Origin of the sequence: Moorena sp. SIO4A1 (assembly GCF_010672065.1) — a bacterium.
Classification (GTDB): domain Bacteria; phylum Cyanobacteriota; class Cyanobacteriia; order Cyanobacteriales; family Coleofasciculaceae; genus Moorena.
This window is the reverse complement of record NZ_JAAHHX010000992.1, coordinates 1-1,106: the sequence shown is the minus strand read 5'-3', so window position 1 is coordinate 1,106 and position 1,106 is coordinate 1. Positions and strand designations below refer to the sequence as shown.

The window sequence follows — 1,106 nt, the reverse complement described above, 5'->3', positions numbered from 1 at the left end:
TTGCTCATTTTTTACTTGCACAGAGTTTTCTAGCATACCTTTGTTTAACCAGATTTATGCACTCTTGACAAGGGGGCTAACTCTATACCTATCTCTTTCACCCCACAGCGGTTATTGAGAAGTTACGCCTACCAGAAATTACCTCACCTATTTAGGAAATCATAGAAAATTATATAATTTTATTATATAGTAAATATTGCTAAGCAAAATATACTATCTATATTCAATAAATTGAAATCAAAAATGAGTCGAGAATTTAATGTAATTATCGAGCAGGATGCTGATGGCTACTTTGTAGCTTCTGTTCCCACTCTTAAAGGGTGTCATACCCAAGCAAAATCTTTGGATGAATTGATGGAGCGTATTCGAGAAGCGATCGCCCTTTGTTTGGAATTTGAAGAAAATGTAGAAGATTCCCTTGACTTCGTTGGTGTACAGCGAGTTGCAGTGGAAGTATGAGTCAATTACCAAGTTTAACTGGACGGGAAATTATCGCAGCACTGGAGAAAGCAGGGTTTACAGTGGCGAGGGTACGTGGAAGTCACCATATTTTAATTCATGATGACGGACGTAGAACCGTCATCCCGGTACATTCTGGTGAAACCATTGGGCGTGGTTTATTGTCCCAAATATTGCGTGACACTCAGCTTAGTCGTGAGGAATTCAGGGAATTGTTGTGATGGCTGTGTTAATCCACTACAAGATTGACCTACGGTCAATCGCGCCAAATAAATTTTTGTGCGAATCTTGTGAAGCAGTACAGTCTTGGGGTTTCCCCAAGTAGAGTAACTGCTGAACCCGGAGGGTCAAGAAGCGCGAACAGTGACAATTTCCCACAGTCCCATAGCAATGCGATCGCAAAAATTGAAAGTATCTCGGGTAGGCTCCCTAAAACGTTATGCCCCATAGCTGCCCATGTCCTCCAACCTCGACCCAAAGAATAGAAACGTTAAACTAGAAACGCTCCTCACCATCTGCGACCATGCCATCTACCAGTCAACCCCTGAACTATCCCAAAAGCCGCAAAGCCGACCAAGTCGATGATTACCACGGTACTCTAGTAGCTGACCCTTACCGCTGGCTAGAAGACCCAGATTCAGAGGAAA

Annotated in this window: 4 protein-coding genes; all 4 read left to right on the top strand. The window is 42.8% G+C overall.

The genetic code is table 11. From position 1 onward, the window contains the following. Nucleotides 1–243: 243 nt before the first annotated feature. Entirely contained in the window at nt 244–459 is a 216-nt protein-coding gene (locus F6K53_RS44710; RefSeq protein WP_293067268.1) for a type II toxin-antitoxin system HicB family antitoxin, read from the top strand. Continuing rightward, complete coding sequence (locus tag F6K53_RS44705; RefSeq protein WP_293067266.1) at nt 456–680, top strand: type II toxin-antitoxin system HicA family toxin; 225 nt, start codon at nt 456–458, stop codon at nt 678–680. Before F6K53_RS44710 ends, F6K53_RS44705 begins: the two co-directional genes overlap by 4 nt. Before the next feature lie 69 nt (nt 681–749). Next, complete coding sequence (locus F6K53_RS44700; protein ID WP_293087473.1) at nt 750–944, top strand: hypothetical protein; 195 nt, start codon at nt 750–752, stop codon at nt 942–944. A 38-nt stretch (nt 945–982) separates the two neighbouring features. Further along, nucleotides 983–1,106, top strand: a 124-nt coding sequence (locus F6K53_RS44695; protein ID WP_293087475.1) for a hypothetical protein, incomplete at its 3' end; no start/stop codon positions are given.